Origin of the sequence: Aeromonas genomosp. paramedia, assembly GCF_023093515.1 — a bacterium.
Classification (GTDB): domain Bacteria; phylum Pseudomonadota; class Gammaproteobacteria; order Enterobacterales; family Aeromonadaceae; genus Aeromonas.
Window position 1 is genome coordinate 137,895 of sequence record NZ_JAAROG010000018.1, and the last position, 16,341, is coordinate 154,235.

Genomic DNA, 16,341 nt, shown 5'->3' on the forward strand with positions numbered 1-16,341 from the left:
CCGCCTCTTCAATCAGCGGCTGGGCACACCACGCCCTGCCAGTAGTCGTTTAAGGAGACGCACATGAAACCACAAAAAGAGCTGATCACCGAGACTGCCCTGCTGGAGATGGCCAACGGCATCATCAAGAGCCACGAAGACTTCATCCACGGCATGCGTGCCGATGCGGTGGAGCAGAAGGGGGAGATCCTGGTGTTCAAGGGGGAGTTCTTCCTGGCCGAGGATGGCACCCCGACCGGCAAGACAATGGCGGTGTTCAACATGTTCAAGCTGCTGGCCCAGCAGTTGTCAGGCAAGTATCGGCTGAACTGATAGCGCCCCCCAGACAAGATGCCGCCCTCAGGCGGCATCCGTCTTTGTGGACCCGGGCTTGCCCGGCGTCTTCGCCAGCTCGCCCACCACGCAGTTTCGCCCCGCCATCTTGGCCATGTAGAGGCACTCGTCCGCCCGGTTGAGCAGCTCCTCGACGCTCTCCCCGCGCAGGGACAGGGTCAGGCCTATGCTCACCGTCACCTCCAGCAGTTCATCCGATGTCGGGCTCTTCACCAGCCGCGCCTCCACCGCCACCCTCAGTCGCTCGGCGACCCGCTTCGCCTGGGCCAGCTCGGCGCAGTTGGGCAGCAGTATGGCAAACTCCTCCCCCCCGTAGCGACCGAGCACCATGCCGGGCTCCAGCTGCTCCGCCAGGGTCGCCGCCACCTCTTTCAGCACGGCGTCCCCCGCCAGATGGCCGAAGGTGTCGTTGATGCGCTTGAATCTGTCCAGATCCAGCAGCAGCACGGCAAAGGAAGCCTGCTTGCGGATCATGCTGACCCTGGCCTTCTCGAGCTGCTTCATCAGCAGGCGGCGGTTCATCATGCCGGTCAGCTCGTCCGTGGTGGACTCCCGATAGAGCTGCAGCAGCATGTTGAGCTGGCCGCACTGCACCCAGGCACTCGCCACCGTGAAGAGCCCCAGCAGCCAGACCTGGTTGAGGGTCTGCACGCTCAGGAGCGGCTGGCCCACCAGGAGCCAGTTGCCCGCCAGCATGGTGATCAGTATGCCCCCCGCCAGTTGCAGGCTGAGGGAGAGCGGTATGGGGAAGATGGCAAACAGGCTGATGAGCAGATAGGGGAAGGCCATGTAGCCCGCCTGCAGCTCCTGATCCGTCCCGAAGCTGTGCAGACAGATGAGGGAGAAGAGCATCATCACCGCCATCAGGTAGCCCAGGGCCAGCTTCATGCGCTCACGCTTGAAGTGGATGAGATAGGAGAGGGGGATCAGGGGAGAGAGGGCCAGCAGGCAGAAGATCCTGACCTGAAACAGCTCGTCAAACTGGGTGGCGGGCAGGGTCAACCAGTCCACCAGCGCCCAGGCAGGCAAGCCCACCATCAGCAGGCAGGTGAGCAGGCGCAGACGCACCGTCATAAAGCCCATGCGGGTCAGGGTGAAATCTTCGGAGTGGGCACGGGCACTCCAGAACTCCGACAGCTTCAGCATCCAGAGTCTCCATTTTACAACTGAGGGCTCATTCTACACCGTCCCTCCCTGGATGCATCAGCATGTCCCCCATTTATCACGAGAACTGCCTCACACAAACCGGCGGATCATAATCGCCGCGCGCAAACGTTTCAACCCATCGAAAAATAAACCGGTTATTGCTCCAATTAGCGCTGGTCAGCCCAGGTTCAGCCACTAGAATAGCGCCCAATTTTCTCCCCCACCCCACACTCAGAGGTATTTATGGAACAGGCTGCCGCCGTGCGCGCGACTCCAGAGACCCACCCCCCCAGGCGAGCCCACAGCGAGCTCATCTATGGCATAGACGAGGTTCCGCCCCTGCCCCAGACCCTGTTCGCCGCCCTTCAGCACATGCTCGCCATGTTTGTCGCCATCATCACCCCGCCCCTCATCATCGCCAATGCCCTGGGCCTCCCGGCCGCCGACACCCGCTACATCGTCTCCATGTCCCTGGTCATGTCCGGCATCGCCTCCTTCATCCAGACCCGCCGCTTCGGCCCCCTCGGTTCGGGCCTGCTCTCGGTGCAGGGCACCAGCTTCAACTTCCTCGGCCCCATCATCGCCTCCGGCCTGGCCCTCAAGCAGGCCGCCATGCCCACGGAAGATCTGCTGGGCACCCTGTTCGGCACCATGCTGGCGGCCGCCCTCACCATAGTGGTGATGAGCCGCTTCCTGCATCTGGTCAAGCGCATCATCACCCCCCTGGTGACCGGCATAGTGGTGCTGCTCATCGGCCTGACCCTGATCAAGGTGGGCCTCATCAGCATGGGTGGCGGCTATGCCGCGCTCTCGGACGGCAGCTTCGCCAGCCACACCAACCTCTTCCTCTCCCTGCTGGTGCTCGGCCTCATCGTGTTGCTGCAGCGCAGCCGCAACCCCTGGCTGCGCCTCTCCGCCATCATGATCGCCATGCTGGCGGGCTACGCCGTCGCCCTGCTGCTGGGCAAGGTCAGCCCTCCCACCTTCGAGGGCCCCCTGGTGATGGTGCCCATCCCGCTCCACTACGGCATCGGCTTTGACTGGCAGCTGTTCGTGCCGCTCGCCATCATCTTCGTGGTGACGGCACTGGAAGCCATAGGCGACATGACGGCCACCTCGGACATCTCCGGCGAACCGCTGGACGGGCCCGTCTACATGGCGCGGATCAAGGGGGGCGTGCTGGCCGATGGCGCCAACTCCATGCTGGCGGCTGTCTTCTCCACCTTCCCCATGTCCACCTTCGCCCAGAACAACGGCGTCATCCAGCTGACCGGGGTCGCCAGCCGCCATGTCGGCCTCTTCATCGCCGCCATGCTGGCCCTGCTCGGCCTGTTCCCGGCGGTGGCGAGCCTGGTGCAGCAGATCCCCGAGCCCGTGCTGGGGGGCGCCACCATCGTCATGTTCGGCACCATAGCCGCCGCCGGGGTACGCATCATCTCCCGCGAGGAGCTGGACCGCCGCGCCCTGATGATACTGGCGGTGTCGCTGGCCATGGGGCTGGGTGTCGCCCAGGTGCCCGAGGTGCTGCAGCATCTGCCGGAGCTGGCCAGAAGCGTGCTCTCCTACGGCGTCGCCACCGGCGGCCTCACCGCCATCGTGATGAACCTGCTGCTGCCCAAGCGCGGCGGCGCACAGGCCTGACGCGCTCCAGAGCGAACAGGTAAAGCCCCGCAGTGCGGGGCTTTACCTTGTTTGTCGCCCCGGGTACTGTGCTGGGCAGCCTCTGCTCAGGATGCCCTACATGCCCTATACCCTGCTTCCCCCCCTGCCCGCCCGCCACACCCCGGATCAGATACTGGCCGAGGAGCAGCGCTGGCTGCGGGAGTGCGCCCATGACGGCCAGCCCCGCGCCCACCTCTGGCAGGCCCCCCAATGCCTTGTCGTCACCCGCAAGGACGTGCGCCTGCCCCGCTATCAGGCGGCCTGCGAGCAGCTCGCCAGCGAAGGCTGGCCCGTCCATGTGCGGGACAGCGGCGGCACCGCCGTGCCCCACGGGGCCGGCATCCTCAACATGTCTATCTTGCTGCCACGTACCACCACGGATCTTGGCCACTACTACCAGCTGCTGGGGGCGCCACTGCTGGCCCTGCTGGGCGAATACGGTCTCGAGGGAAACTATGACTTCGTGCCCGGATCCTTTTGCGACGGCCAGTACAATCTGGTGATCGGGGGCCGCAAGGTAACCGGCACAGCCCAGCGCTGGCTGGCGCCGGGCCAGGATCACGGGGGAGCCGTGCTGGCCCAGGCCATGTTGCTGGTGGCCGGTGATGTGGACGAAGGCACCCGGATGGCGAGCCGCTTCTACGAGCTGGCGGGCGGGGAGCTGCGTTTCTTGCCCGGCACCTCCACTACCCTGGCGCAGCAGATCCATTGGCAGGGGAGCGAGGAAGCGCTGGTGGAGAGAGTGCGAGGACGGCTGGCGCGACTGCTGACGGAGAGTCCGATACCTTCCCCCTGATCCCCCCGGAGGGAGCGCCTCCTCCATGCGCCATTCATAAAAAAGCCACGACTCGGGTCGTGGCTTTGCTTTTCCGCATTGGTCGGGCACAGATTCAGGCGGTCTGCGGCTCGGGCTCGGACTCCGTATCGCGGTCCCGGTCCCGACTGAAGTAGGCCCGGGTCTCGGCGATCACCACGTGACGCAGGCCGATGAGGCCGATGAGGTTGGGTACCGCCATCAGGCCGTTGACGATGTCCGCCAGCAGCCAAATCAGGTCCAGATGGAGGAAGGCGCCGCTCGCCACCAGCACCAGATAGATGAGGCGGTAGGGCTTGATCGCCTTGACCCCGAACAGGTACTCGGTGCAGCGCTCGCCGTAGTAGTTCCAGCCGAGGATGGTGGTAAAGGCGAAGAACAGGAGGCCGATGCTCACCAGATACTGGCCTATATGGGCGTCCAGCCCCTGGGCAAAGGCCTGGCTGGTCATGGCGGCGCCGCTCAAGTCACCGCTCCACACGCCTGTCACCACCAGGGTCAGGCCCGTCATGGTGCAGATGATGATGGTGTCGATGAAGGTGCCGGTCATGGAGACCAGCCCCTGCTCCACGCAGGAGTCCGTCTTGGCCGCCGCCGCGGCTATGGGGGCCGAGCCCAGCCCGGATTCGTTGGAGAAGACCCCCCGTGCCACCCCGGACTGGATCGCCAGCATGATGCCGGCCCCGACGAAGCCGCCGGTGGCCGCATGGCCGGTGAAGGCGCTCTCGATCACCAGCATGACGGCGTCGGGCAGGGCGCCGGCGTTGTTCACCAGCACGCCGAGACAGGCGAGTATGTAGAAGATGGCCATGAAGGGCACCACCTTGCTCGAGACGCTGGAGATGGACTGGATGCCCCCCAGGGTCACCAGGGCCACTATCAGGGTCAGCACCACCGCGGTCACTTCACGGGGTACCGAGAAGGAGAGGCTCATGGCATCACTGATGGCGTTGACCTGAGGGAAGGTGCCGATGCCGAAGAAGGCGACGCCTATGCCGAACAGGGCGAACAGCTTGGCCAGCGGCCTGGAGCCCAGCCCCTTCTCCAGATAGTACATGGGGCCGCCCGCCATCTGGCCGTTGGCATCCTGCTCGCGGTATTTGACCGCCAGCAGGCACTCGGCGTACTTGGTGGCCATGCCGAACAGGGCCGCCATCCACATCCAGAACAGGGCGCCGGGTCCGCCGAGCTTGATGGCGGTGGCCACCCCGACGATGTTGCCTGTGCCTATGGTGGCGGAGAGGGCGGTGCACAGGGCGGCGAAGCTGGAGACATCCCCCTGCTTGCCCTGACCCTGATCCCGGCCAAAGACCAGCTTGAGGGCGAGCGGCAAGCGCACGACCTGAAGCAGACCCAATCGCCAGGTGAGATAGATACCGGTCCCGACCAGCAGGATCAGCAGGGGTGGACCCCAGACAAAGCTATCGATGGCGGCGAGCGCCGATTGAATTGATGACATGCATCCTCCTTAAAAAACAACGATTAAGGAGGAGAAGGATGATCTTCCCATAGGTGTCGCGATCGGCCAGAGGCGATCGGATGCGGGCCAAAAACGTGTTCACACTCTTACTGCGAGGCCGTGATCAAGGCTCATGCGCTGCTCGGAAGCCTCATGTATTCACATACACTCCGGTTCCTGCGCTGCTCTTTACCTTGCTGACGACCTCTCGTGACAGATCGTGAACAGTTCCAAGCTCAGGTACAACCATCCCATCCCCTCTGTCCTTTTGCCTGAGAGTTTCCGGCGCCAGCCAGCCCTTGCGGGTCGTCATGGTGCCTTGCTCCTTCGGCGCCCGATCTAACGGGTCTCTCCAGAGTATCGTCCAGTAGCAGTCCACACCGGTTGCCCGGTACCTGAAAGATTCACTTCTTCGGTGGATGGTCCCCCATCGCTCTCCTGCTACCTTCATCCGAACTAGTTTGGATTAGGAAGCGGGCATGTTAATCCAAAAAATGTGAGCTGTCTCCCACTCGGCCAGCCATGGCGCTGCTTTTTTCTGTCCAGGCCATGAGCGGAGCCATGTTAAATGTTCGTTAACTATCAATAGCTTATGAAGTCTTCTCTGCCAATGCTGCACACCGGCAGGGGCAGACTGCCCCATATCAAGATGATGTTTCGTCTCGACCAGAAATACTTGCCAACATATCCAATCAAAATGCTTGCACACAAACTCAATAAGTCGATAATCCCGCGCATAACTAAGCACTTTGCAAGGGAGTTATGCATTGTGCCTGGTCGGTCCCTCCGGACCACTCGCCTGAGCCGGCCGTCGCCGGTTCAATCGCATATGGCTTGGGCATATCACGCCCCCTAAGGATGATCAAAAGAGAATGAACGAGACCCTGGTCGCACAAGATTACCGTCAGCTGGTTGAACAATTTGGCTCCCCCCTGCTGCTGCTCGACAAGGCAGCCGTCCGCAAACAGTATCGGGCCCTGGTGGCCGCCCTGCCCGATGTGCGCTTGCATTATGCACTCAAGCCCCTGCCCCATGAGGCTGTGGTCTCTGTCTTGAAGGAAGAGGGGGCCTGTTTCGATCTGGCCACCAATGGCGAAGTGGATCTGGTGCGCAGCCAAGGGGTTCGCCCGGGACGCTGCATTCACACCCATCCCATCAAGCGCGACAGCGACATCCGTTATGCGCTGGAATTCGGCTGCACCGTGTTCGTCTACGACAACCCGCTGGAGCTGGAGAAATTCCTGCCCTACAAGGACGAGGTCAAACTGCTGCTGCGCGTCAGCTTCCCGAATCCCGAGACCAAGGTCGATCTCTCCAAGAAGTTCGGCTGCACCCCGGAGCAGGCGCTGCCGCTGCTGCAACTGGCCCAGGCCAAGGGGATCAAGGTGATGGGGCTGTCGTTCCACGTCGGCTCCCAGGTGCCCCACCCCCGTCGCCACGTGCAGGCCATCGACGCCTGCCGCGAGATCATGGAGCAGGCCTGGGATCTCGGCCTCAAGCCCTGGGTGCTGGACATCGGCGGCGGTTTCCCGGTGGACTATGAGGGTGGCGAGTTCGACATCGACGGCTTCTGCGCCCCTATCCGCGAGGCGCTGGCCAAACTGCCCGCCACGGTGCAGAAGATTGCCGAGCCGGGCCGTTTCATCAGCGCACCGGCCATGACGTCGGTCGCCAGCGTGATGGGCAAGGCCCACCGCGGCGACAAGATCTGGTACTACCTGGATGACGGCCTCTACGGCAGCTACAACGGTCAGCTCTATGATCACGTCACCTACCCGGTGAGCACCCCCTACGCCCAGGGCCCGCTGCACAATGCCGTGCTCTCCGGCCCCACCTGCGACAGCGTGGACGTGATCCGCGACGGCATCATGCTGCCGGATCTGGCCATCGGCGAGCTGGTCATAGGCCGGGTGATGGGTGCCTACACCTGGGCGTCGGCCTCCACCTTCAACTTCTTCCCCAAGGCGAGCATCCTCATCCTGGACAGCGCCCAGAAGCAGAAGCTGGTAGCAGTGGCCTGAACGGTTTGACCACGCCGGCAACATAGAGAAGGGGAGCCATTGGCTCCCCTTCTTGTTTGTCCTGCCATGCCCTATCAGAACTGGCTGGTCAACAGCCAACCGGTATAGGCGACGAAGATGCAGAGCAAGATGCCCCCTTCCACCCTGTTGATGCGGCCCTGTCCCTTGCGACCCAGGCACATCACCAGCAGCAGCAGGGTCAGCCCCATCATCAGGCTCCAGTCGCGGGAGAGCACCGCCGGGTCCACGTCCAGGGGCGCTATGCCGGCGGCGATGCCCACCACGGCCAGGGTGTTGAACAGGTTGGAGCCAAGCACGTTGCCGAGGGCCAGATCGTGCTCCTTCTTCTTGATGGCCATCAGGGAGGAGGCGAGCTCCGGCAGCGAGGTGCCCACCGCCACTATGGTCAGACCGATGACAAGGTCGCTGATGCCAAATGCCTGGGCTATGGTCACCGCGCCCCACACCAGCAGGCGGGAAGCGCCTACCAGGAGTACCAGGCCGACGATCAACCAGAAGATGGCCTTCTTGAGCGGCATGGCTTCGCTGTCGATCTCCACGTTCACGTCTTCGTCCAGGGCGTCTCCCTTGCCCTTGATCCCGGTCCAGATGGACCAGCCCAGCAGTGCGATGAAGACGCCACCCAGAATGAGGGCGTCGCCACGCCCCAGGTGACCATCGATGAGCAAGGCACCGGTCAGCAGGGTGATGCCGAGCAGTATGGGGATCTCCTTGCGCACCACCTGGGAGGAGACGGCGATGGGGCTGATGAGGGCTGTCAGCCCGAGAATGAGGGCGATGTTGGTGATGTTGGAACCATAGGCGTTGCCGAGCGCCAGGCCCGGGTTACCCTGCATGGATGCCAGGGCCGAGACCACCATCTCGGGAGCCGAAGTACCAAAACCGATGATCACCATGCCGATCAGCAGCGGCGGCATGCCGGCATAACGGGCGGTGGCGGCGGCGCCGTCCACAAATTTATCCGCACTCCAGACCAGCAACGCCAGTCCGGCAATCAGGGCAACAAAAGCCAGGGTCATATTCTTCCATCTCGTCGACTGCAAACACGAGAGCCAGGCGGCTAGCCTGGCTCCATCCAAACGCGGCCTCAGTGTATCGAGCCGCCTTGCTATTTCAAGCTGAAATCAAACGGCGATTAACAATTCACAAGGCGGCCAGCAGGCTCTGTGCATCCGACACCTCGAACTTGCCGGGAGCCTCCACGAACAGTTGCTCGACCACGCCATCATTGGCGATCAGGGCAAAGCGCTGGGCACGCAGGCCACCGAAGGCGCCTGTCTCCTTGGCAAGGCCGAGGGCCCGGGTCCAGCTGCCGTCCCCATCCGCCAGCATGGTGATGGCGTCGGCATTCTGGGCCGCCTGCCACGCCCTCATCACGAAGGCATCGTTGACCGACAGACAGCATATGGCATCGACGCCCTTGGCCTTGAACTGATCCGCCAGCACCACATAGCCCGGCAAGTGGGCGTTGGAGCAGGTGGGGGTGAAGGCCCCCGGCACCGCGAACAACACCACCTTCTTGCCCGCAAACAGGGCCTGGGTATCCTTCACCTGCTTGCCCTCGGCGGTGATGAAGGTAAATTCCCCTGCGGGCAGGGATTGACCGACCGTGATCATGATGACTCATCCTTCTGTGGTTCAAAGAGGCCCAGTCTACTCCAATCCACCCACAGGTGAACGGGTTCATCCGGGCGCAGTAAAGATAACGCGCAACAAGCGCTTGCGGCCGCTAACCCCGGCCTGCTTGCGAGCGTCGCTGCTGCCAGGTGGCGATGGCCAGCAACATATTCAACGTGAATTCGGCAACCTGCATCTCGCCCTTATTGCGAGCGTCGCGCCTGCCAGGTGACGATGGCGAGCAACACATTCAACGTGAATTCGCCAACCCGTACCTCGCTCTTATTGCGAGCGTCGCGCCTGCCAGGTTGCGATGGCGAGGAGGGAATCCGGCGTGAACTCATCGGCCCGTTCGGCTATCTCGGCCAGGCTCATCCAGTGCACCTCGCTCACCTCCTCCGCCTGGAGTTGCAGCGGCCCCTGATAATGGCAACTGAACAGACCGCCCCAGACCCGATAGCCTCCCCCGCTCGCCTCCCCCTCGGCGTAGAAGGTGCCGAAGTCGTGCAGGGGCACGTCGTGGATCCCCAGCTCCTCGGCCAGCTCGCGCCGGGCGGAGGGCTCCATCGCCTCCCCAGTGGTCACCACGCCACCGGCGCAGGCGTCCAGCATGCCGGGGCAAAAATCCTTGCTCGGAGTGCGCCGCTGCACCAGCACGCGCCCGGCCTCATCGAGCACCAGGATATAGCTGGCGCGATGGCGCAAATTCTCCTGACGCACCCGGGTGCGCTCGGCCACCCCGATCACCCTGTCCTGCTCGTCTACTACGTCCACCCACTCCACGTGCGGCACCTTGTCCATCCTGCGATGGCCGCAGTATATCGGTGCCGGGGCCGGGGGCTGCACTACTTTTTCAATGCCGGAAGCAGGGGGATGGCACGCCATAACAAGGATTCATACAAACCTTCATCAAGTGTCACATCAGTGTCATGGTGAGGCGGCATAGTGTGCCCTGTCCAAACAACAGGGTCTCTTGCCATGAAGGTGTTCAAGCAGTTGTCTCCTCGTCGAATTGCCCGCTATATCAAAAGCTTCCATCACGGCAGCTTCATGGTAGAGGCACTGGGACGATTCGAGTTTCAGGGGGGAGTCATCGATGTGAAGACGCTGGACTGCCGTCAGGCGCTGAGCCTGGCCCGGCAGATCAATCTGGCCGTGCGCGATCTGCGCACCAGCACCCTGTTGCCGGGCTGACATACTCCTTTCCGTTTGTAGTCTGCTTTCATGCATGTCTTTGCCCGCCGCTCACCGAGCCGGCGGGCTATTTTCAATGGGGTTGGCCCCGTCTGACCCGCATCAGTGCTGCAGGATCTGGGAGAGAAACAGCTTGGTCCGCTCCGACTGGGGGTGGTCGAAGAACTGATCCGGCACGTTCTCCTCGATGATCTGGCCGCGGTCCATGAAGATCACCCGATCCGCCACCTGCTTGGCAAAGCCCATCTCGTGGGTGACGCAGAGCATGGTCATCCCCTCGTGGGCCAGCTCCACCATGACATCCAGCACCTCGCGCACCATCTCGGGGTCGAGCGCCGAGGTCGGCTCGTCAAACAGCATCACCTGGGGATTCATGCAGAGGCTGCGGGCGATGGCGACCCGTTGCTGCTGACCGCCGGAGAGCTGGCCCGGGTACTTGAGGGCCTGCTCCGGGATCCTGACCCGGCGCAGGAAGGTCATGGCGATCTCCTCGGCCTCCTTGCGTGGCAACTGCTTGACCCAGATAGGGGCCAGGCAGCAGTTCTCCAGCACCGTCAGATGGGGGAAGAGGTTGAAGTGCTGGAACACCATGCCCACTTCCCGGCGTACCGTCTCTATGTTCTTGAGATCCGACGTCAGGGCCGTGCCCTTGACCAGGATGTCACCGCTCTGATGCTCCTCCAGCCGGTTGATGCAGCGGATCATGGTGGACTTGCCCGAGCCAGACGGCCCGCAGATGACGATCTTCTCCCCCCTGCCCACCTGCAGATTAATGTTGCGCAGCACATGAAACTCACCGTACCACTTGTTGACATCCTTGAGTTCTACCACAGCGTCCGTTTTCATCTCGAAACTACTCCTAATGCTTGTGACCGGTGTTGAGTTTGCGCTCCAGATAGATGGAGTAGCGGGACATGCCAAAACAGAACATCCAGAAGATCATGGCGATGAACACATAGGCCTCGGTGGAGAATCCCAGCCAGGCCGGATCCGCCAGCGCCACCTTGGAGATGGCCAGCAGATCGAACAGCCCTATGATCAGCACCAGGCTGGTGTCCTTGAACAGGGAGATAAAGGTGTTCACCAGGGAGGGAATGGTGATCTTGAGGGCCTGGGGCATGATGACCAGTCCCATCACCTTCCAGTAGGAGAGCCCCAGGGCTTCACCCGCCTCGTACTGCCCCTTGGGGATCGCCTGCAGCCCGCCCCTCACCACCTCGGCCACATAGGCCGCCTGGAACAGAATGATGCCGATGAGCGCCCTCAGCAGCTTGTCGAGCTCCACCTCGGTACTCATGAACAGCGGCAGCATGACGGAGGCCATGAAGAGCACCGTGATGAGCGGCACTGCCCGCCAAAACTCGATATAGACGGTGGAGAGGCTGGAGATGACCGGCATGTGGGAGCGGCGCCCCAATGCCAGCAGGATGCCGAACGGCAGGGCGACCACTATGCCCACCACCGCCAGCACCAGGGTCAGCATCAGGCCGCCCCAGCGGTTGGTTTCCACCACCTCGAGACCGGCCCCGCCGTGGATCAGCACGAAGGCGATGACAGGGAACACCAGCAGGGTAAAGAGCGCCAGCCAGCCCTTGCGCGGGGTGCGCGGCCAGATCAGCAGCGCCAGCAGCACGGCCAGACCGGCGAAGGCCAGATTGATGCGCCAATACTGATCGACCGGGTAAAAGCCGTAGAGGTATTGCCCCAGACGGCTCTCGATAAAGACCCAGCAGGCCCCGCCCTGGGCGCAGTCGGCACGGCTGCTCCCCTGCCAGTTGGCGGAGAAGATGGCCCAGTCCAGCGCCGACCAGAGCAGTGGCAGCAGCAGATAGGCCAGCACCAGGGTCAGCAGGCCGTTCCACCAGTTGGGGAAGAGGTTCTGCCTGACCCAGGCGACCAGCCCCCGGCGATGATTGGGAGGCGGCAGCGCCTCCTGCAACTCGTTCACAAACATGACAGCTCCCTAGCGCTCGACCAGCGTCATCCTGCGGTTGTAGATGTTCATCAGGACTGAGGTGGTGATACTGATGATGAGATAGACCCCCATGGTCATGGCGATCACCTCGATGGCCTGCCCGGTCTGGTTGAGGGTGGTTCCCATGAACACAGAGACGAGATCCGGATAACCGATGGAGGTGGCCAGCGAGGAGTTCTTGGTGAGGTTCAGGTACTGGCTGGTCAGCGGGGGAATGATGACCCGCATCGCCTGGGGAATGACCACCAACCGCAGCGTCTTGGTGGACGAGAGCCCGAGGGCGGAGGCGGCCTCGGTCTGCCCCTTGCTGATGGCCAGTATGCCGGATCGCACTATCTCGGCGATGAAGGCCGCCGTATAGATGGTGAGCGCCAGCAGCAGGGCCGCGAGTTCCGGCAACACCGTCAAGCCCCCCCGGAAGTTGAAGCCCTGCAGTATGGGCACACTCCAGGAGAGCGGGCTGCCTGCCAGCAGGAAGGCGATGGCGGGGAGCAGGATCACCAGAGCGGCCGCACAGCGCCAGAACGGGAAGATCCTGCCGGTCAGCGCCTGACGGCGCCTTGCCCAGCGACTCAGTCCCCAGCTCAGGACGACAGCGACCAGCAGGGCCCAAAGCACATAGCCAAACCCCTCTTCAAACAAGGGTTTGGGCAGATAGAAGCCCCGCACGTTCAAGAAGGCGAGCCCTCCGAGCTCCACGCTCTCACGGGGAGACGGCAGGGTGCGCAGCACCGAGAAGTACCAGAAGAAGATCTGCAGCAGCAGCGGAATGTTGCGAAACGTCTCTATGTAGACGGTGGCTATCTTGGCTACCAGCCAGTTGCGGGACAGACGCGCTATCCCGAGCACGAAGCCGAGCAGGGTGGCAAACAGGATGCCGAGCACCGAGACCAGCAGGGTATTGAGCAGGCCGACCACGAAGGTGCGACCGAAGCTATAGGTCTCGTCGTAGGGGATCAGGCTCTGCAGGATGCCGAACCCGGCGGTGTTGCCCAGAAAATCGAAACCTGTGGTGATGCCACGGGTCGCCAGATTGGTCAGGGCATTGTTGATGATGTAGAACAGAAACGCGAGAACGGCCGCAATGGCCAGGCACTGGAAGATCTGCGCCCGCACCTTAGCGTCATACCACCAGCGGCCCTGTTCTTTCCTATGGTTTGATGCTTGTATCGCCATGAGGATGACTCCGACAAAGCCAGGGCAAGGGGAAATGGGGGGCAGGGCCCCCCGACAGCTGTCTAGTTAGCGGATGGGCGGGGCATACATCAGGCCACCCTTGTTCCAGAGCGCGTTGATGCCGCGGTCGATCTTGAGGGGAGAGCCGGCGCCGACGTTGCGATCGAAGGACTCGCCGTAGTTGCCGACCTGCTTGACGATGTTGTAGGCCCACTTGTCATCCAGCCCCAGCACATTGCCCTTGGGCTCTTCCAGCCCCAGCAGGCGACGGATGTCCGGGTTGGTGGATTTGAGCATCTCGTCCACGTTGGCGCTGGTCACACCGGCCTCTTCGGCGTTGAGCATGGCGTAGAGACTCCAGCGCACCACCTTGAACCACTGCTCGTCACCCTGGCGCACCGCCGGGCCCAGCGGCTCCTTGGAGATGACCTCGGGCAGCACCAGGGCATCTTCCGGCTTGGTCAGCTTGATCTTGAGGGAGTAGAGCTGGGATTGATCCGAGGTCAGCACGTCACAACGCCCCGCCTCGAAGCCCTTGACGGTCTGATCCGAGGTGTCGAACACCACAGGGGTATATTTCATGCCGCCGTTGGCGCGGAAGTAATCCGCCAGGTTGAGCTCTGTGGTGGTGCCGGACTGGATGCAGACGGCGGCTCCGTCCAGCTCCTTGGCGCTCTTGACCCCGAGGGACTTGTTGACCAGGAAGCCCTGACCATCGTAGTAGTTCACCCCGGCAAAGGTGAGGCCCAGCGAGCCGTCCCGGGTCAAAGTCCAGGTGGTATTGCGCGACAGCAGATCCACTTCGCCGGATTGCAGGGCGGTGAAGCGCTCCTTGGCGGTGAGGGAGACATACTTGACCTTGCCGGCATCCCCGAGCACGGCCGCAGCGACGGCGCGGCACACGTCCACGTCGAGCCCTGTCCAGGTGCCCTTGGCGTCCGGGTTGGAGAACCCGGGCAGGCCATCACCGACCCCGCACTGCACGAACCCCTTCTTCTTCACGGCATCCAGGGTACCCTCTGCCCAGACATTGGCTGCCGCCAGCGACAGCACTATCACCATACCTGCCTTGTGTATCTGCTTCATGTCACTCTTCCCTGTGGTTTGATTCGAATTGGCACCCGAACCGAGCAAGATGCCATCGTTTCCCTGCTTTTTTGCAGCTTATCCAGCGCTTCAAAAACCTGTCAATCGGTGCAACCCGGCACAACTGTGGTGCAACAGCACAAAATATTCGAACGATGTGATATGCACTCTCAGAATCAAAAGTAGACCCTTATTCACCAAATAGCCTGCTGTTAAAGGCCATTCCCACTGTGAGGATTATTTTCACAAAAAAATGGGACGCACCGGGATGGGGCAGCGAAATCGGACTCCAACTGACTCATCAGACTCACTTTTCTATCGGCAAGCCCCAACGCGGGGAGTCAGGGGCAAATATTGGGCTGCGTCGAAATGGTGCCATGGCGGGGGGAGAACAGGCTCCAGCACTCAATCTTCGGGTGGGAGGCGAGGCCGGGACAAGGGGACTCAAGATAGGGGCGCCGACCCGGGGGCGGCACTCGGCGGTTCAACCGCCGCGGGGGCCGTCTTCAATCTCGGTGATGACGCCGTTTTCGACGGTGACAAACTGCATGAATTCGCTCCTGCCGAAGTTGTAGGTCCAGCGCTCGGCATACTTGACCGTCATCCGCGCCCCGAAGCCGTTCTCCTCGTAGCGTGTCAGATCTTCCTTGAGCATCGGCTGACCACAGCGGATCAGCAGCTCGGCCGTGGTGTCCCCCTCGGTCAGCAGGGCGCTCTTGCAGCGCAGGGTGCCGGCATCCACCGGCAGCGTCGCCACCAGCAGCAACCACAGTATTGGCTTCATTTTGCGCTCCATTTGAACAATGCCGCCCCCAGCGTGATGCACACCAGGGCAAACACCATGACCTGGGCCAGCATCCCCGCCACCGTCTGCCAGCCCGCCCCTTCCAGCATGACGGCGCGGGCCGCCTCGATGATCTGGCTGAGGGGCAGACGGGCTGCCACGGCCTGCAACCAGGGGGGAGATCCCTCCAGCGAAAACCAGACACCGGACAAGAACATCATGGGCAAGCTGATGAGATTGAGCAAACCGCTCGCCAGCTCCTCGTTCTGAATGCGGGCGGCGATGAGCAACCCGAGGGAGGCCATGGCGGCCCCGCCGACCAGGGCGATGAAGAGCAGCAGCCAGCCAGAGCCGAGCAGGGGCACATCCAGCAGCCAGTAAGCCACCAGGAAGACCAGCAGGCTCACCACCAGGGTGATCAACACCCGCGACAGCAACTGGGCGCAGAGAAACTCGGCCGCCGACAGCGGGGTGGCTCGCAAGCGCTTGAGCACCCCGTTCTTGCGATAGCGCACGATGACGAACCCCACCCCGAACAGACCGGAGAACATCAGGTTCATGCCGATCACCCCGGGCAGCAACCAGTCGCCATAGCGGATGGCCCGGCCGCTCAGGGCCTCTCTTTGCAAGGGCTCGCGCACCGCCTGGCGCAGCAGGTACTCGGCCATGGCCCCCTGGGGCGCATCCGGGTTGACCCAGTAGTGGCCGCGCACCGGTGACAGCAGCAAGTCCAGCTGATGGTGGCGCACCTTGAGGATCCCTCTCGCCTCGTCGTCATAGGGGAGGAGCTTGAGCAGAGGGATATGGGTCAGGGGCTGATAGGCCGTCGTCAGCTCCCCCACCACCCCTATCTGCACCAGCGGCTTGGGGGGACCCGAGAAGATGAGGGAGAAGCCAATCACCAGCAGGAGCGGAAAGAGCAGGTTCCAGACCAGGGCTGCCCTGTCGCGCACGAACTCCAGGGTGCGGGCATAAAAGAGGGCGCCTATGCGCCTTAGGGATCCAGTCATCTTTCGCTCCTTGCACAGGCTGACTTCGGCGGCATGCCGGCAG

General features: G+C 62.6%; 16 protein-coding genes and 1 riboswitch. Of the genes, 5 read left to right on the forward strand and 11 right to left on the reverse strand.

What is annotated here, in order from left to right:
* Positions 1–63 precede the first annotated feature (63 nt).
* On the forward strand, positions 64–312 hold the full coding sequence (locus tag HB860_RS13740; RefSeq protein WP_247627018.1) for a DUF2498 family protein: 249 nt from the start codon (positions 64–66) through the stop codon (positions 310–312).
* 27 nt (positions 313–339) lie between these two features.
* Here the strand turns inward: HB860_RS13740 and HB860_RS13745 are convergent, their stop codons facing one another.
* Entirely contained in the window at positions 340–1,479 is a 1,140-nt protein-coding gene (locus tag HB860_RS13745; protein ID WP_139438202.1) for a GGDEF domain-containing protein, read from the reverse strand.
* A 243-nt stretch (positions 1,480–1,722) separates the two neighbouring features.
* On the opposite strand from HB860_RS13745, the gene HB860_RS13750 reads away from it, so the two are divergent.
* The gene (locus HB860_RS13750; RefSeq protein ID WP_139438201.1) at positions 1,723–3,120 is read left to right on the forward strand and encodes a nucleobase:cation symporter-2 family protein; all 1,398 of its coding nucleotides are present in this window, start codon (positions 1,723–1,725) and stop codon (positions 3,118–3,120) included.
* Positions 3,121–3,220: 100 nt separating this feature from the next.
* Positions 3,221–3,937, forward strand: coding sequence for a lipoyl protein ligase domain-containing protein (locus HB860_RS13755; RefSeq protein WP_247627019.1), 717 nt, complete (start codon positions 3,221–3,223; stop codon positions 3,935–3,937).
* 94 nt (positions 3,938–4,031) lie between these two features.
* Here the strand turns inward: HB860_RS13755 and HB860_RS13760 are convergent, their stop codons facing one another.
* Complete coding sequence (locus HB860_RS13760; protein ID WP_247627020.1) at positions 4,032–5,414, reverse strand: alanine/glycine:cation symporter family protein; 1,383 nt, start codon at positions 5,412–5,414, stop codon at positions 4,032–4,034.
* Between the two features lie 250 nt (positions 5,415–5,664).
* Positions 5,665–5,780: riboswitch (glycine riboswitch) on the reverse strand.
* 506 nt (positions 5,781–6,286) lie between these two features.
* Between HB860_RS13760 and HB860_RS13765 the strand changes: the two genes are divergently transcribed.
* Positions 6,287–7,435 carry a type III PLP-dependent enzyme gene (locus HB860_RS13765; protein ID WP_202046888.1) on the forward strand — a complete coding sequence of 383 codons (1,149 nt, stop codon included), beginning with the start codon at positions 6,287–6,289 and terminating at the stop codon, positions 7,433–7,435.
* A 74-nt stretch (positions 7,436–7,509) separates the two neighbouring features.
* Here HB860_RS13765 and HB860_RS13770 read toward each other — a convergent pair whose 3' ends face one another.
* The 3 genes from HB860_RS13770 to yfcD form a co-directional block, all read right to left on the reverse strand.
* On the reverse strand, positions 7,510–8,475 hold the full coding sequence (locus HB860_RS13770) for a calcium/sodium antiporter (protein WP_247627021.1): 966 nt from the start codon (positions 8,473–8,475) through the stop codon (positions 7,510–7,512).
* 124 nt (positions 8,476–8,599) lie between these two features.
* The gene (locus HB860_RS13775) at positions 8,600–9,073 is read right to left on the reverse strand and encodes a peroxiredoxin (protein ID WP_247627022.1); all 474 of its coding nucleotides are present in this window, start codon (positions 9,071–9,073) and stop codon (positions 8,600–8,602) included.
* A gap of 282 nt (positions 9,074–9,355) precedes the next feature.
* On the reverse strand, positions 9,356–9,874 hold the full coding sequence (yfcD, locus tag HB860_RS13780) for an NUDIX hydrolase YfcD (protein ID WP_247627023.1): 519 nt from the start codon (positions 9,872–9,874) through the stop codon (positions 9,356–9,358).
* A gap of 177 nt (positions 9,875–10,051) precedes the next feature.
* On the opposite strand from yfcD, the gene HB860_RS13785 reads away from it, so the two are divergent.
* Positions 10,052–10,267 carry a DUF1107 family protein gene (locus HB860_RS13785; RefSeq protein WP_139438188.1) on the forward strand — a complete coding sequence of 72 codons (216 nt, stop codon included), beginning with the start codon at positions 10,052–10,054 and terminating at the stop codon, positions 10,265–10,267.
* A 102-nt stretch (positions 10,268–10,369) separates the two neighbouring features.
* On the opposite strand, the gene HB860_RS13790 is transcribed toward HB860_RS13785, so the two are convergent.
* The 6 genes from HB860_RS13790 to HB860_RS13815 all read right to left on the reverse strand — a co-directional run bounded on the left by HB860_RS13790 (position 10,370) and on the right by HB860_RS13815 (position 16,298).
* Positions 10,370–11,113, reverse strand: coding sequence for an amino acid ABC transporter ATP-binding protein (locus HB860_RS13790; protein WP_005328952.1), 744 nt, complete (start codon positions 11,111–11,113; stop codon positions 10,370–10,372).
* A 13-nt stretch (positions 11,114–11,126) separates the two neighbouring features.
* The gene (locus HB860_RS13795) at positions 11,127–12,221 is read right to left on the reverse strand and encodes an amino acid ABC transporter permease (RefSeq protein WP_202046892.1); all 1,095 of its coding nucleotides are present in this window, start codon (positions 12,219–12,221) and stop codon (positions 11,127–11,129) included.
* A gap of 9 nt (positions 12,222–12,230) precedes the next feature.
* Complete coding sequence (locus tag HB860_RS13800; RefSeq protein ID WP_247627024.1) at positions 12,231–13,418, reverse strand: amino acid ABC transporter permease; 1,188 nt, start codon at positions 13,416–13,418, stop codon at positions 12,231–12,233.
* Between the two features lie 66 nt (positions 13,419–13,484).
* Positions 13,485–14,504, reverse strand: a complete 1,020-nt coding sequence (locus HB860_RS13805) for an amino acid ABC transporter substrate-binding protein (RefSeq protein ID WP_202046893.1) — start codon at positions 14,502–14,504, stop codon at positions 13,485–13,487.
* Between the two features lie 484 nt (positions 14,505–14,988).
* Positions 14,989–15,288 (reverse strand): DUF2845 domain-containing protein, encoded by a 300-nt coding sequence (locus HB860_RS13810; protein WP_139438182.1) that lies wholly within the window; start codon positions 15,286–15,288, stop codon positions 14,989–14,991.
* Positions 15,285–16,298: an ABC transporter permease gene (locus HB860_RS13815; RefSeq protein WP_247627025.1), complete on the reverse strand. Its 1,014-nt coding sequence runs from the start codon at positions 16,296–16,298 to the stop codon at positions 15,285–15,287. Before HB860_RS13815 ends, HB860_RS13810 begins: the two co-directional genes overlap by 4 nt.
* Positions 16,299–16,341 lie beyond the last annotated feature (43 nt).

Excerpts from the sequence above, each read along its gene's own strand:
- HB860_RS13785 (WP_139438188.1), top strand. The coding sequence starts at position 10,052 with ATGAAGGTGTTCAAGCAGTTGTCTCCTCGTCGAATTGCCCGCTATATC.
- HB860_RS13790 (WP_005328952.1), bottom strand. The coding sequence starts at position 11,113 with ATGAAAACGGACGCTGTGGTAGAACTCAAGGATGTCAACAAGTGGTAC.
- HB860_RS13750 (WP_139438201.1), top strand. The coding sequence starts at position 1,723 with ATGGAACAGGCTGCCGCCGTGCGCGCGACTCCAGAGACCCACCCCCCC.
- HB860_RS13740 (WP_247627018.1), top strand. The coding sequence starts at position 64 with ATGAAACCACAAAAAGAGCTGATCACCGAGACTGCCCTGCTGGAGATG.
- HB860_RS13795 (WP_202046892.1), bottom strand. The coding sequence starts at position 12,221 with ATGTTTGTGAACGAGTTGCAGGAGGCGCTGCCGCCTCCCAATCATCGC.
- HB860_RS13800 (WP_247627024.1), bottom strand. The coding sequence starts at position 13,418 with ATGGCGATACAAGCATCAAACCATAGGAAAGAACAGGGCCGCTGGTGG.
- HB860_RS13805 (WP_202046893.1), bottom strand. The coding sequence starts at position 14,504 with ATGAAGCAGATACACAAGGCAGGTATGGTGATAGTGCTGTCGCTGGCG.
- HB860_RS13775 (WP_247627022.1), bottom strand. The coding sequence starts at position 9,073 with ATGATCACGGTCGGTCAATCCCTGCCCGCAGGGGAATTTACCTTCATC.
- HB860_RS13755 (WP_247627019.1), top strand. The coding sequence starts at position 3,221 with ATGCCCTATACCCTGCTTCCCCCCCTGCCCGCCCGCCACACCCCGGAT.
- yfcD (WP_247627023.1), bottom strand. The coding sequence starts at position 9,874 with ATGGACAAGGTGCCGCACGTGGAGTGGGTGGACGTAGTAGACGAGCAG.
- HB860_RS13765 (WP_202046888.1), top strand. The coding sequence starts at position 6,287 with ATGAACGAGACCCTGGTCGCACAAGATTACCGTCAGCTGGTTGAACAA.
- HB860_RS13760 (WP_247627020.1), bottom strand. The coding sequence starts at position 5,414 with ATGTCATCAATTCAATCGGCGCTCGCCGCCATCGATAGCTTTGTCTGG.
- HB860_RS13745 (WP_139438202.1), bottom strand. The coding sequence starts at position 1,479 with ATGCTGAAGCTGTCGGAGTTCTGGAGTGCCCGTGCCCACTCCGAAGAT.
- HB860_RS13810 (WP_139438182.1), bottom strand. The coding sequence starts at position 15,288 with ATGAAGCCAATACTGTGGTTGCTGCTGGTGGCGACGCTGCCGGTGGAT.
- HB860_RS13770 (WP_247627021.1), bottom strand. The coding sequence starts at position 8,475 with ATGACCCTGGCTTTTGTTGCCCTGATTGCCGGACTGGCGTTGCTGGTC.
- HB860_RS13815 (WP_247627025.1), bottom strand. The coding sequence starts at position 16,298 with ATGACTGGATCCCTAAGGCGCATAGGCGCCCTCTTTTATGCCCGCACC.